General features: G+C 73.2%; 10 protein-coding genes. 5 read left to right on the forward strand and 5 right to left on the reverse strand.

Annotation, left to right across the window (positions count from 1 at the left end; genetic code table 11):
• Positions 1-74: 74 nt before the first annotated feature.
• The gene (locus tag EL266_RS12445; RefSeq protein ID WP_026426553.1) at positions 75-1,409 is read left to right on the forward strand and encodes a metallophosphoesterase family protein; all 1,335 of its coding nucleotides are present in this window, start codon (positions 75-77) and stop codon (positions 1,407-1,409) included.
• Positions 1,406-4,636: an AAA family ATPase gene (locus tag EL266_RS13925; RefSeq protein ID WP_026426552.1), complete on the forward strand. Its 3,231-nt coding sequence runs from the start codon at positions 1,406-1,408 to the stop codon at positions 4,634-4,636. Before EL266_RS12445 ends, EL266_RS13925 begins: the two co-directional genes overlap by 4 nt.
• Positions 4,637-4,681: 45 nt before the next feature.
• Here the strand turns inward: EL266_RS13925 and EL266_RS12455 are convergent, their stop codons facing one another.
• The 3 genes from EL266_RS12455 to EL266_RS12465 form a co-directional block, all read right to left on the reverse strand.
• A complete protein-coding gene (locus tag EL266_RS12455) occupies positions 4,682-5,152 on the reverse strand; it encodes a DUF6912 family protein (protein WP_026426551.1) in 471 nt (156 codons plus the stop codon).
• 113 nt (positions 5,153-5,265) lie between these two features.
• Positions 5,266-6,990: a hypothetical protein gene (locus EL266_RS12460; protein ID WP_051281011.1), complete on the reverse strand. Its 1,725-nt coding sequence runs from the start codon at positions 6,988-6,990 to the stop codon at positions 5,266-5,268.
• Positions 6,990-7,664: a hypothetical protein gene (locus tag EL266_RS12465; protein ID WP_034514704.1), complete on the reverse strand. Its 675-nt coding sequence runs from the start codon at positions 7,662-7,664 to the stop codon at positions 6,990-6,992. Before EL266_RS12465 ends, EL266_RS12460 begins: the two co-directional genes overlap by 1 nt.
• A 127-nt stretch (positions 7,665-7,791) precedes the next feature.
• Between EL266_RS12465 and EL266_RS12470 the strand changes: the two genes are divergently transcribed.
• On the forward strand, positions 7,792-8,013 hold the full coding sequence (locus EL266_RS12470) for a helix-turn-helix domain-containing protein (RefSeq protein WP_026426549.1): 222 nt from the start codon (positions 7,792-7,794) through the stop codon (positions 8,011-8,013).
• Between the two features lie 15 nt (positions 8,014-8,028).
• Here the strand turns inward: EL266_RS12470 and EL266_RS12475 are convergent, their stop codons facing one another.
• Positions 8,029-8,592 carry a hypothetical protein gene (locus EL266_RS12475; RefSeq protein WP_026426548.1) on the reverse strand — a complete coding sequence of 188 codons (564 nt, stop codon included), beginning with the start codon at positions 8,590-8,592 and terminating at the stop codon, positions 8,029-8,031.
• 171 nt (positions 8,593-8,763) lie between these two features.
• Here EL266_RS12475 and EL266_RS12480 point away from each other — a divergent pair, with 171 nt between their 5' ends.
• Together EL266_RS12480 and EL266_RS13460 are read left to right on the forward strand one after the other, a co-directional pair.
• A complete protein-coding gene (locus tag EL266_RS12480; protein WP_232012038.1) occupies positions 8,764-9,555 on the forward strand; it encodes a LysM peptidoglycan-binding domain-containing protein in 792 nt (263 codons plus the stop codon).
• A 33-nt stretch (positions 9,556-9,588) separates the two neighbouring features.
• Positions 9,589-10,254 carry an Rv3235 family protein gene (locus EL266_RS13460; RefSeq protein WP_084500545.1) on the forward strand — a complete coding sequence of 222 codons (666 nt, stop codon included), beginning with the start codon at positions 9,589-9,591 and terminating at the stop codon, positions 10,252-10,254.
• Positions 10,255-10,399: 145 nt separating this feature from the next.
• On the opposite strand, the gene secA is transcribed toward EL266_RS13460, so the two are convergent.
• The gene (gene secA / locus EL266_RS12490; protein ID WP_026426546.1) at positions 10,400-13,234 is read right to left on the reverse strand and encodes a preprotein translocase subunit SecA; all 2,835 of its coding nucleotides are present in this window, start codon (positions 13,232-13,234) and stop codon (positions 10,400-10,402) included.
• Positions 13,235-13,434: the final 200 nt, after the last annotated feature.

Here is a 13,434-nt window from a genome sequence, read left to right on the forward strand (position 1 = left end):
TTCCCTGGCGCGAGCCTCAGGGCGCGGCGTCACGGGGCGGAATTCGTGTCGGCGCCCTGTGAGAGGGTGAGGCCATGCGGATCCTGCACACCTCGGACTGGCACCTGGGCCGGACCTTCCACGGCCGGGTGCTCGACGACGCCCACGCCGCCTTCGCCGACCACCTCGTCGAGCTGGTCGCCGCGGAGAGCATCGACGCGGTGGTCATCTCCGGGGATGTGTACGACCGTGCCATCCCGCCCACCGAGTCCGTCCGGCTCCTGGATGACACGCTGCGGCGCCTGTCCGATCGCACCCGCGTGGTCCTGACCCCCGGCAATCACGACTCCGCCCGGCGCCTGGGGTTCGGCGCGGACCTGCTGCGCGAGGGACTGACCATTCGGGCCCGCGTGCAGAGCCTGGACCGCGGCATCCTCCTGCCCGACGCCGATGGCCGCGATGCCCTCATCGTCCACGCCCTGCCCTACCTGGATCCGGATGCCGCACGGGAGTCCCTCCCTCCCCTGCTCGCCCAGCGCCTCGGTGAGCGGATCACCCCTGAGGCCGACGGCGAGGGTCTCGACGGCGCTCAGGCTGACGACCTCCCCGGCCGCACCGCCCCACTGCCCCGCTCCCACGAGGCCGTCGTCTCAGCCGCGCTGCGGCTCGTGGCACCGGACCTGGTGCGGCTGCGGACGGGCCGGACCACCCGCCTGCCCAGCCTGCTCATGGCCCACGCCTTCGTCGTCGGCGGTCAGGCCAGCGATTCCGAGCGCGACATCCGCGTGGGGGGCGTCGACTCCGTGCCGGCGGGCGTGTTCACGAGCCTCGGCGGATCGGAGCATGCCGGGGCCAGCGGCGGCCTGGACTACGTCGCCCTGGGCCACCTCCACCGTCCCCAGGAGCTCGCGCGCCCCGCCGGTCCAGGCGGCGCGCCCGGACCGCGCCTGGTCTACAGCGGCTCCCCTCTGCCCTTCTCCTTCGATGACACCGGGGCCAAGTCCTCCACCATCGTGAGTCTCGGGCCCAGCGGCGTGGAGTCCCTGGAGCGCGTGCCGGTGCCTCTCACCCATCGCGTGACCACTGTGCGGGGCACCATGGACGAGCTCCTGTCCCCGGCTCATGACGGGGCCGTCGGGGCCTGGGTGCGGGTGATCCTCACCGGTGAGCGCCCACCCGGCGCGCTGGCCACGCTCAAGGAGCGCTTTCCCACCCTTCTGGCCTTCAGCCACGAGGCGCCCCCGCGTCCGCAGCGCGAGCGGGTCACCGTCACCTCCGCCATCGACCCCATGAGCGTCACCGCCGCCTTCCTGGAGGACGTCACGGGCCGGCGCGCCCATGAGGATGAGCTGGCAGTCCTGCGCCGCGCCTACGAGGCCGCGCGCGCTGACCACCACGGGCGCCGGGCGGCCACAAGGAGCGCGCGATGAGGATCCACTCGCTGACCATGACCGCGATCGGGCCCTACCCGGGCACCGAGCGGATCGACTTCGACGCCTTCGGCGACTCGGGGCGCTTCCTGCTCACCGGACCAACCGGCTCGGGGAAGACCACGATCATCGATGCCATCGTCTTCGCCCTGTACGGCTCCGTGGCGGACTCGGAGGACTCCTCCAAGGACCGCATCCGCTCCACCCTCGCCTCCCCGGAGGTGGCCAGCGTCGTCGAGCTCGTGTTCTCCACGGGCTCGGGCATCTACCGCGTGCGGCGCACCCCCGCCTACGAGCGCGCCAAGAAGCGCGGGACCGGGACCACCACCCAGGGAGCCACCGTCAAGCTCTGGCGCCTGTCCTCAGTCCACGGCGATGCCCTCGATGATCCGGTCACGCGCGCCGAGGAGGCCGGGGCGGAGATCACCCGCGCCGTGGGCCTGAGCAGGGAGCAGTTCACGCAGACCGTGGTGCTCCCCCAGGGGAAGTTCGCCCGCTTCCTGCGCTCCCCCTCCGCCGAGCGCCAGGAGCTTCTGCGCGACGTCTTCGGCACCGGCCTCTACCAGCGGATCGAGCAGCAGCTCGCCGAGGACGCGGGCGCCGAGCGCAAGCGGGTCGAGGCGGCTCGTGCCGCCCTGGCCTCGGCAGGCGCGCAGCTCGCCGCTCTGCCCCAGACCCAGGCCGTCGGACTCGCCGGGGAGACCACCGAGGCGCTCATGCCGCGCCAGGCAGCGCCCGACCCGACCGCGATGCGCCAGTCGGCGCAGGCCCTCCAGGAGGCCTCCGCCGCGCGCGTGGAGGAGGCGGGTCAGCGCCGTGCGACCGCCGCCGAGCAGGAGCGAGGCGCCCGAGAGGCGCTGGATGCCGCGCACAGCACGCATGCGGCGCTCGAGCGGCGGGCCGAGCTCCTGGCCGAGCAGGCCGAGCTCGCCAAGCGGCAGGAGCAGGACGCCGAAAGCGCCGCGCGCCTGGAGGTCGCCGAGCGCGCCGCCCGGGTGGTGCCCGCACTGGACGCGGCCTGCCGCGCCTCCTCCACGGCCGGGAAGGCGCTGCAGGCACTGCGGGCTCGCCTGGGCGGGCCCGACGACGATGCCCCCGCGCATGTGGCAGCCCTGCACCTGCGGACCGCGGACGCCGCAGCGCCCCTGCTCGCCCAGACCGAGGCGGCATGGCAGCGACTGGGGGAGGCGATGCGCAGCGACGAGCCCCACGGGCCGGCGGATCCCGCCCCAGCGCCGGGCGCAGGTGCCGTACCGCATGGCCCGTCCGCTCCAGGAGGCCCTGAGGCGGGAGCGGGCATCGAGGCGCCCACCGCCCTGGAGGAGCTGGCCGCCGGCCTCGCCCAGGAGGAGGGGGAGCTGGTCGCCCTGGCGCGCATCGAGGCGGGCCTGTCCGAGCGGCGATCCGAGGCGGAGGAGCTTCACGCCTCGCTGGGGCCGATGCAGGCACGCGTCAAGGCCATTGACGAGGAGCTCACCGTCACCTGGCCCCAGGAGGCGGAGCGCCTCCGTGGACAGGTCGAGGGGGCGCAGGAGGCAGGAGCCCGGATCGATGGCCTTGTCGCAGCCGAGGAGGCGGCTGCCTCCCGTGATAAGGCGGCGCGCTCGGTTCCCTCGCTCCTTAAGCAGGCGGCGGCCAGGAAGGATGCCCTGCTGGCAGCCGCCGAGCACGCCCGCGAGGCCGCTCAGCGGGTCCTGGCCACCCGAAGCTCCTGGATCTCCTCCACCTCCGGGACCCTGGCAGGTGAGCTCCGCGACGGCGAGCCCTGTCCGGTCTGCGGCGCCACCGAGCACCCCTCCCCCGCCACCATCGCGAGCGATGGGCCCACCACTCGGGCGGATATCGAGGCCGCCGAGGAGGCCTCCAGGTCCGCGGCGGACGCCCTGGACCTCGCCCGCCGCGAGCACGACGCCGCCGAGCACGCCCGAGACCGGGCCGAGCGGGAGGCCGAGGGCGCCTCCCCCGAGGAGGCTGCCGCCGCTCTCGCCCAGGCGCGGGCCGCGCTGAGGCAGGCCCGTGAGCGCGCCGCCTCGCTGAGTAGTCTGCGCGCACTCCTGAGGCAGCATGAGGACCGGGCGCGATCCCTGCGCGAGGAGCAGTCCCGCCTTCAGGCCCGCATGGCGGAGGTGGCCGAGCGGGTCAAGGCCATGCGCGAGGCCCACGACGCCGACCTCGCCGCCTGCCAGGATGCCCGCGGACACTGGCCGTCAATCGCCGCGCGCCGCCAGGACCTGCGCCTGGCAGCAGCCGAGGCCCACAGCGTCGCGGGCGCCGTGTCCAAGGCCCGAGGAGCCTTCGAGGATGCGGAGCAGGCCCTCCACGAGGCGATGTCCGCACTGAGGAGCGAGGGATTCGCATGCCAGAGCGCGGCCCGCGAGGCCGCCCTTGCGGCGGGCGAGCTGGACTCACTGAGGAAGGCGGTGACCGAGGCCGCTGCGCAGCGCACGCGCGTCGCCCAGGAGTTGGCCGCCCCACGAATCGCCGCCCTGTCGGAGGATCACCAGGACCCCCTGCCCGCGGCGCGCGAGGCCCATGATGCCGCCACGACCACGCTCCGCCAGGCGGCCGACGTCGCATCCCGGGCCGAAGAGGCCCATCGCCAGGTGGAGGCAGCGGCGGCCGCGGTCGCCGCTGCGGCGGGGGACTATGAAGCAGTCATCGGAGATGCCGCGACCCTCCTGAACGTGGCCGACCTGGCCAGGGGCAACAATCCGGCGAGCACGCCACTGTCCTCCTGGGTGCTGCTCAGCCGCTTCGAGGAGGTCCTGGTCTTCGCCAATGAGCGCCTGACCCAGATCTCCTCGGGGCGCTACGAGCTCATCCGAGTCGATGACGAGTCCGGGTCCCGCGCCCACCGCAAGGGCCTGGGGCTCGCCGTCGTCGATCACCTCGACGAGCACGGCCGGGGGCGCGCCCGTGACCCCAAGACCCTGTCCGGCGGGGAGACCTTCTACGTCTCACTGTCGCTGGCACTGGCGCTGGCCGACGTGGTGAGCGCCGAGTCCGGCGGGGTCAGTCTCGACACCCTGTTCATCGACGAGGGCTTCGGCACTCTCGATCCCGCCACCCTGAGCGCGGTCATGGCGCAGATCGACCAACTGCGCCAAGGCGGACGGACCGTCGGCCTCGTCTCCCATGTCGCCGAGCTGCGCGAGCAGATCCCGGACCGCATCACTGTGCGCCGCACCGACCAGGGCGGCTCAACCCTGGCCATCACCGGCTCGTGACGGGGCCGCTGGCGGCGCCGGGCGAGGCAGGCCCGTCGAGGCCCATCAGACCCCCAGCTCGTGGGCCAGGGCCTGGCGCTCGACGACGTCGTACCACAGCAGATCCGCCTCGGCGGCCCGCTCGAAGGCCTCCTCGTCCCCGGTACGGGCCGCCCGCACGTCCTCCTCCGCCTGAGGATCGTCAACCAGGATCGCGGCCACCTCCTCCCAGGCCACCGGGGCGCCCACCGCCACAGTCCCCGGCAGGGTCTCCTCGTCAACGGCGAGCTCGCCCACCACCTGGTCGTCCACATCGGCGGCGATCACCAGGCGCCGGTCCGCCAGCCCCTCAGCGCCGGGCTCGGCCAGCAGCATCACGGAGGCGTCGGCGGCGCACAGGGAGGCCGAGACCTCCAGGCCCTCCTCATCCTCCTCAGGCAGCGCCCTGGCCAGGGCCTGGGTGGCGGCGTGGGCGTGGCGGGCGGAGATGGCCTCGGCACGCAGATCGGCGGCCGTGGCGGGCAGATAGATGCGCATGCCCCAAGTGTGCGCCCCACCTGCGCCGAGATCGACATTTTCCGCCGAGGTCGACGTCGTCGGTGTCGATCTCGGCGGGAAATGTCGATCTCGGCGCCAGGGCAAGGCGGCGGTCAGCCCGGTGGCGGCGGGGGCGGAGGAGGCGCGTCGGCGCCATGGCGGGCCCGCCTGCCGTGGCGCCCCGGATCCGCCGTGGCCCGCCGTCCCCTGCGCTGGACGGGCTGCCCCTGCTGGGAGCCCCTGGCGCGCCGGTCCCGCGCCGCGTCCCGCCTCTGGCGACGACGGCGCTTGCGGCGGGTCAGCTCCACCGCCGCGGCACTCGGATCGATCCGGTCGACGAGCTCGGCCAGCGCCCGGCCCAGGGCACTGGTGGGCGCCGCCCCCAGGACGCTCGCCCCCTCCAGCAGGCAGCGGTCGGCAGCCGACCAGTCCTCGGGAAGCAGGGTGATGTCGCTGATCCCGCCGAACCGTCCCATGGCCTCGCGAACAGCCTCCTGGGGCGAGGGCCCGGCCGCTGAGGCCCGCACTCGGTTGACCACCACCTCCATGCGCCCAGGCGGGACGGCCTCGGCATGCAGATCGCCCACGAGTTGGAGGAGCCGGCGCACACCGATGGGATCGGCCCCACCGACGACGACCACGACATCGGCATGCGCCAGCAGCTCGGCCGCCACCGCCCCGCGCCCGGGCTCCAGGGTGAAGTCGTCGACATCGTCGTCGATCAGGCCCCCGGCCACGTCCACCACCGTCCAGGCGGTCATCCGCCGGCACTGGAGCCAGAGCTCCTTCATGGAGGCCGGCGGCAGCTCGCGCCAGCGCCCCGCCCGCCCCAGCCCGGCCAGGAGGTGGACATCCTGGGCCACCGGGATGAGCAGCTTGGCCAGGCCCTCGCGATCCAGGCGCCCGTGGGTGGCCAGGCGCGCGGCACCGGCCAGGGCCGAGGAGTCGTCGGGCAGGCCGAGGAGCTGGACCAGGCAGGGGGCCTCGATATCGGCATCCACGAGGATGGCGCCGCCCACGCGCGCCAGGCCGTGAGCCAGTGAGGCGGCGATGGTCGAGCGCCCCGGCGCCCCGTGAGTTCCCCACACCACGACCAGTCGTCCCTCAGGCTCCCCCGGTGCCTGAGGGGCGGGCCATGGCCCGGCAGACCGATCCTCGAGATGAGCCGGGCCCATCGCCGGGGCAGCCGGAGCGGCCGGGTCATCCGGGCCGACCGGACTGGCCCCGGAGCCCGGCAGGCCCGGCTCGGCGGCGGGCATCTGCCACAGCTCCTCCAGCCACGCGGTCTGCTCGGCCGTGCTGGCCCCAGCGGGCTCAGGCGTCCCGCCGCCAGGTGCCCCCGGCCCCGCCGGACCGCGCTCGGGACCGGGCGCCGGCGCCTGCCACGGCTCGGCGGGCCCACCGGCGATGGGCCCGGCCCGGCCGGGATCACCGAACCCGGGAGCCGGAGGAGCCTCGGGGGCATGAGACCGGGGCCCGGTGGCCTGAGGGGGCTGGCGGATGAGCGCCTGGAGCACCGCGCGGATCCGCGCCGGGTCAGCATCCCGACGCTCCACCGGCCATCCGGTGGAGCGCCATCGCTCCTGGTCATGGCTGTCCACCAGGAGCAGGCCGCGCAGGCCGGCCCTGTCCAGGCGCTCCAGAACGGTGCGGTCGATCTCCTCAAAGCCCGTGTCCATGACGACGATCGAGGCCAGTCCGGCCATGCCCGCTGAGAGGAGCTCGGGAAGATCGGCGCATCTGCGCACGACGCTCATCCCGCTTCCCGGCTGGTTGAGGGCCCGCAGGATCTGGGCGTCCTCACCGCTGAGCGCCAGCAGGATGCCGACCCCGGTCATCAGGGGGCCTCCTGCCCCGTGGGCACCAGCACCAGGGCGCCATCCTTGGCCACCGCGCCGAGCACCTCATCGAGGGAGTCCTGCGGGACGCGCACCTCCACTCCGGTGCTGGGGCCTCCCAGCAGCCCGGTGCTGGCCTCACCGACCTTGGCGATGACCAGTCCCTGAGCCACCATGACCGCGCCGGACTGCGCCTCATCGCCCCTGACGCCCTCATCCGGCAGGAGCCACAGGTCCACATAGTCCCCGGTCCCCGTGGTCGAGGGCAGGGTGGCGGCGACGTCGAGCACCACGGCGCGCAGGCCCAGGTCCTGCGCCGAGCCGATGGCCGAGCGGGGCAGCAGCTCGCCAGCGGTCATCGACCGCGTGGCCACGGCCCCCTGCGGCAGGGAGCCCGCCTCAACGTAGGCCCCTGTGCCGGGGTGGGAGGCGACCAGGGTGAGCACCCCGTCAGCGGTCAGATCGGTGCCGGGCGCCACATCCTGGCTCAGGACGTAGACGTCGGTGGTGTCAGCTGCGGCGGCGACCGCCCAGCCGCCCAGGGCCACCGCGGCCCCCACCAGTGCGATGCCGCCGGAGAGCCGGGGGTCCTTCCAGGCCGGCCTGCGCCAGCGGGCAGAGGCCGGTGCTGGGGACTGGGAGCGCCTGGGTGCGGCGCGACGCGATGTGCTCATGGGGATCCTCCTCGATCTCCACAGGTCAGGGACCATAGGGCATGGTCCGTACGACTTGGAGAGACAAGATTATCCACAGACTCGTTTAGGTATGGCGGTTTTGGCGAAGCGGTGGGATGATCGTGTCATGACCGCACGATTCCTCACCATCGCCGACGTCTCCGAGCAGCTCCAGCTCTCCGCGCAGGCCGTGCGCGCTCTCATCCGCTCCGGGGACCTGCCAGCCATCCAGGTCGGCGCTCGCAAGCTCTGGCGCATCGAGGACCAGGCGCTGGAGGAGTACATCCAGCGCCAGCTCGCCTCGACCCGCGCCATGGTGGCTGCGGGCAGCCTCCCCGAGGAGGACTGACTCCCCAGCCCGGCGTCATCGAGACCTGATCGCCTCGATGGCCTCGAGCATGACGGTCGCGGCCATCGCGCCGCGACCTCGGGAGTTGCGCGCCCGGCCGCCGTACAGGCCCTGCGCGTCCTCCTGAGCGCCGACGACGACGTCCAGATGGTCCGAGCCGACCCTCACGATCCTCCCGACCACCTCCCCGGCCGCCAGAATGAGCCTGACCCGCACTCCTCGTCGGGCCAGCTCGCGCAGCAGGGCCCCCATCCCGGGTCGGTGGCCCCGATCGGCGGGAGCCGGGCCGGGCAGCGCCGCGAGGGTGGCGATCGCTCCCACTGGCACGATGGCCCGCAGCCCGTCACCCTCATCAATCAGCGCATAGGCGGGCTCGGCTCGCAGCAGCACTCCCTCGACCGGCACTCCCGCACGGGTGCGCAGGTGGAGGCGCGAGCCCACGGCCGCCCGCAGGCGGTCCCCCACGGCCACGGAGGCGCTCTCCGCCTCGGCGAGCTCGGCGCTGTGGGCCACGAGCTCAGCGCGGCGCTCAGCCTCGAAACGGCTCTCAACGTCAGCCAGAAGCGCTTCCCAGTCCATGGCGCAAGCCCAGCACACTCATCGCCACCGGTCCACCCGCATCCGCGCCGGGGTCCCTGCCCGGCGCACCAGGACGACTACTCGAACCACTTTCCGCACCTGTTGACAGCCTCGCGCCTTCTGTAGTACATCTATAGACACCAAACAACATCAACGACGATGGAGATTGGCATGGGATCATCGACAGCATCTAGCCCTTCGTCACGGGGGCGGGCCCTGGCCTGCCTCCTGGGAATCGCCCTGGCCTCGGGCGCGCTCAGTGCCGTGCTCGGCCTGGCCGCTCAGGCAGCGGCCCGGGACCTGGCGGCCACGCCCACCGCCTGGTGGGGCATGGGACAGCTCTCCAGCGCCGTGGTCGCCCTGCTCAGTGGCGCCGGCGCCCTGGCGGCGCTGTGGCATCTGATCTCCGCGCTTGTGGCCCTCAGCGCCCTGCCCCGCCGAGACCGCCACGGGGCCACCGGCCGTCTCCTGGAGCAGTGGGGCGCACCGCTGGTGCGCCGCATCGTGGCCGGGGCCCTTGTCATCGGCCTGTCCTCCTCCCCGGCCCTGGCCGCTCAGCAGCGGGCCGACGACGATCTGGGATGGCAGCCCACATCCTCGGCCCAGTCCGAGCCTCCCGTCGCTCAGTCACCGGAGCAGCCTCCGGAGCAGCCGCCCGCCGGCCAATCCGATCCCGCTCGCACCGGGGCAGAGTCGGGCGGGCCGGGCGAGCCGCGGCGCTCGCACTCCCAGCCCTCCCACACCGTTGGCCCCGGGGAGTCGCTGTGGTCGATCACGGCCGAGCACCTGGCCCCCGGCGTAGGCGATGCCGAGATCGCCCAGGCGTGGCCCGAGCTCTACCGGGCCAATTCCCAGACCATCGGGGACAACCCCGGCCTCATCGAGCCGGGAACCGCACTGCGGCTCCCCGACGGGTTCGCCGAGGACCCCACCGCCGATCCGGGCAGCCAGGCCCACCACTGACCATCACCGAGACACCCGACTTCAGGAGCAGACATGACCACGCTCGCCGACCCCGCAGCCTCACGACCGCGCACTGCGCGCAGGCCGTCCGCGACCACGCATCCCAGTCCCTCCCGCCCCTCCCCCGCCGGGCCTGCGGGACGGGGCCGGCGGGCGGGCGGGCGCCCCGTGGATCGGCGCACCGCCACCGCGGCATCGCGCCCGGCCGGCCAGGACGACGATCGTCTCCATTTCACGCCCGGACTGGCAGCGCCTGGGGCCCCGCCCCGCCGCACCGCCGCCGATACGGCCCATGGCGCGACGCGGCGGGCGCCCGCCCGGGCGTCGTCGGGCTCCCCCCAGGCCACGACGGCCCCGGCCCCGCGGGAAGGCTCCGATCCGGCGCGCAGCGCCGGCACGATCGTCCTGGCGGCGGCCGAGGTGCTGATCGGCCTTCGCCCGGTGGACCATCTCACGCGCTGGACCACGCCCGCGCTGTTCGAGGCACTGTCCAGGCGAGCCGGCCTCGCCGCCCGGATCCTGGGGCCCGGCCCCCGAGGCTCTCGCCCCAGGATGCGCAAGGTGCGAGCCGAGCCGACCCTCTCGGGCGCCTATGAGGCGACCGTCCTCATGGAGGCGGGCGGGCGCATTCGCGCGGCCGCGGCGCGCCTGGAGCAGGTGCGCGGGCGCTGGGTCCTGGCCAGTCTCGATATCGCCTGAGCGGCCCGCCCGCCGACGGCCTGCGCACCGCCGGCGGGCTCCGGCCACCAGGACGGGCCCGGCTCCTCTGAGCGACACGGCCCGCCACCGTGCGGTGGCGGGCCGTGTCGCTCAGAGGAGCCGGGCCGTCAGCGGCAGTGCCGTCTCAGCGACGGCGCTTCTTGGCCATGCGGCGCTCGGCCCGGTTGGCGCCTGCGGGAGCATCGGCCTGAGCCGCGCCCCGGCCGCGCTGAGCATCGCCGGAGGCCGGCGCGCCGTCCTGGTCAGGACCCGAGTAGCGCATGCGCCCGGCGGTCCGGCTCAGGGAGGCCTGGCCGGTGTCGCCGAGCACCGACCCACCGGCGGCGGCGCCCGGGCGGATGCCGGCCGCGGCGGTGCCATCGGCCCGCCCGGTCACGGCCTGGGCCGCTCCCTGGGTGCCGCTGTCCTCGGCGCGCTTGGCGGCGTCGTCGAATCGCGCGGCGTTGGCGAAGATCTGCTCAACGGTCTCCTCGCGGATGCCCTCCATCATCGCCTTGAACATGTGGGCGCCCTCGTTGGCGTACTCCACGAGGGGGTCGCGCTGGGCCATGGCCCGCAGGCCGATGCCCTCCTTGAGGTAGTCCATCTCGTAGAGGTGCTCGCGCCAGCGCTTGTCCACCACCGCCAGCAGGATGCGCCGCTCCAGGGTGCGCATGGGCTCCTCGCCGAGCTGGGCGCGGGCCACGGCATTGGCCTCGATACGGGCCTCGGCCTCCTCGTAGGCCACGGCCGCGTCCTCGCTGAGCTCGCTGGTCAGGCTGTCGGTGGTCAGAGCGTCGGGGCCTCCCAGGGCCTCGACGAGCTCATCCTGCTCCAGGCCCACCGGGTAGAGGTGGCCCAGGTCCGCCCACAGGGCGTCCAGGTCCCACTGGTCGGGGCGCCCCTCCGCGGTGCGCGCGGCCACGATGGAGGCCACCGCCTGGGCGCGGAAGGTCTCGATCTGGGGCTCCAGGTCCTCGCCGTCGAGCACGCGGCGGCGCTCGGAGTAGACCTTCTCGCGCTGCTCGGTCATGACATCGTCGTACTTCAGGACGTTCTTGCGGATGTCGTAGTTGCGCGACTCGACCTGGCGCTGGGCGCTGGCGATGCCGCGGGTGACGATCTTGGACTCCAGGGGGACGTCGTCGGGGTAGGCGCCCGAGGCCATGATGCGCTGGGCCAGCCCGGAGGCGAACATGCGCATGAGGTCGTCCTCCATGGACAGGTAGAAGCGCGACTCCCCCGGGTCGCCCTGACGCCCGGAGCGCCCTCGCAGCTGGTTGTCGATGCGGCGCGACTCGTGGCGCTCGGTCCCCAGGACGTAGAGGCCGCCCAGTTCGACGACCTCATCGTGCTCGGCCCGGCAGGCCTCCTTGGCGGCCTCCAGGGCCTCGGGCCAGGCCCTGTCGTAGGCCTCGGCGTCCTCCTCGGGGTCCAGCCCGGCCTCCTTCAGGGCGGTCACGGCGATGTGCTCGGCGTTGCCGCCCAGCATGATGTCGGTGCCTCGACCGGCCATGTTGGTGGCCACGGTCACGGCCCCCTTGCGCCCGGCCAGGGCGACCACGGCCGCCTCACGGGCGTGCTGCTTGGCGTTGAGGACCTCGTGGCGGATGCCGCGCTCATTGAGAAGGGCGGAGAGCACCTCGGACTTCTCCACGCTGGTGGTTCCCACCAGCACGGGCTGGCCGGCCTCATGGCGCTCGGCGATGTCGTCGACCACCGCCTCCAGCTTGGCCTTGACCGTGGTGTAGACCAGGTCGGGCTGGTCGACGCGGATCATGGGCCGGTTGGTGGGGATGGGCACGACCCCGATCTTGTAGGTGCCTGCGAACTCGGCGGCCTCGGTCTCGGCCGTGCCGGTCATGCCCGAGCGCGAGCCCTCGGGGTAGAGCCGGAAGTAGTTCTGCAGGGTGATGGTGGCCAGGGTCTGGTTCTCGGCCTTGATCTCCACGCGCTCCTTGGCCTCGATTGCCTGGTGCATGCCCTCGTTGTAGCGACGCCCGGGCAGGACGCGCCCGGTGTGCTCGTCGACGATGAGGACCTCGCCGTCGCGCACGATGTAGTCCTTGTCGAGGTGGAAGAGCTCCTTGGCCTTGATGGCGTTGTTGAGGAAGCCGATGAGCGGGGTGTTCTCCGACTCGTAGAGGTTCTCGATGCCCAGGTAGTCCTCGACCCTCTCGATGCCGGGGGCCAGCACGCCCACGGTGCGCTTCTTCTCGTCGACCTCGTAGTCCTTGCCGGGGCGCAGCCGCGTGGCGATGGTGGAGAACTCCTTGTACCACTTGTTGACGTCCCCGGAGGCGGGCCCGGAGATGATGAGCGGCGTGCGGGCCTCGTCGATGAGGATGGAGTCGACCTCATCGACGATGACGAAGGCGTGGCCGCGCTGGACCAGGTCCTCGGTGCGCTGGGCCATGTTGTCGCGCAGGTAGTCGAAGCCGAACTCGTTGTTGGTGCCGTAGGTGATGTCGCAGGCGTACTGCTTGCGGCGCTCGGCGGGGGTCTGCCCGGTCAGGATGCAGCCGGTGGTCAGGCCCAGGAAGCGATGGACGCGCCCCATGAGGTCGGACTGGTACTCGGCCAGGTAGTCGTTGACGGTGACCACATGGACGCCATCGCCAGTCAGGGCGCGCAGGTAGGAGGGCATGGTGGCCACGAGGGTCTTGCCCTCACCGGTCTTCATCTCGGCGATGTTGCCCAGGTGGAGGGCCGCCCCGCCCATGATCTGGACGTGATAGGGCCGCATGCCCAGGACGCGATCGGCCGCCTCGACCACCGTGGCGAAGGCCTCGGGCAGCAGCTGGTCGAGGGTCTCGCCGTCCTCGTAGCGCTCCTTGAGCTCATCGGTCATCTCCCGGAGCTCCTCGTCGGTGAACTCGCTGTAGTTATCGGCCAGGGACTCCACGCGCCTGGCGATGTTCTCGAGCTTCTTGAGGGTGCGCCCCTCGCCGATGCGAAGGATCCTGTCGACGATCGACACGCTGCTAACTCCCTTGGGACATCCGTCATGATGGGCCGGGCTCATTCGAGCCCAGGCTCGTCATACTCTAGTGGACACCGGCGCGCCGCCCCGGAGATTCCTCCCTGCGCGCAGGACCTCCTCCGCGCCTCGGGCGCATCCTCCCCGGATCCGCCTCGCATCCGGGCTTACGCGTGCCGCCCGTGCCCACAGCCCGCCCA

Origin of the sequence: Actinomyces slackii (assembly GCF_900637295.1) — a bacterium.
Classification (GTDB): domain Bacteria; phylum Actinomycetota; class Actinomycetes; order Actinomycetales; family Actinomycetaceae; genus Actinomyces; species Actinomyces slackii.